Below are 253 nucleotides of genomic sequence, written 5' to 3'. Positions count from 1 at the left end.
ATGGCGTCCGGACGTGACGATGATCTTTACGGGCGGCCACCGGTCTCGCACAGCGGCGGCGAGTTTGAGCCCGTCCATCGAGCCAGGCATGTCGATATCCGTGAAGATCAGCCCGATATCGGCATGCGCCTCGAGCAATGCGACCGCAGCGTCGGCATTGGTCGCTTCGTAGGTCCTGAAGCCTTCGGCTTTGAGCTGTCCTACGATGTCCATCAAAATCAGGGCCTCGTCCTCAACCACAAGCACAGCGATC

General features: G+C 60.1%; 1 protein-coding gene. It reads right to left on the bottom strand.

The features are described from left to right. Positions 1–240, bottom strand: a 240-nt coding sequence (locus EO136_RS18655) for a response regulator (RefSeq protein ID WP_281280387.1), incomplete at its 3' end; no start/stop codon positions are given. Positions 241–253: the final 13 nt, after the last annotated feature.

Source organism: Pelagibacterium montanilacus, from assembly GCF_003992665.1.
Taxonomy (GTDB): Bacteria; Pseudomonadota; Alphaproteobacteria; order Rhizobiales; family Devosiaceae; genus Pelagibacterium; species Pelagibacterium montanilacus.
This window is presented reverse-complemented; position numbering and strand designations above follow the sequence as displayed.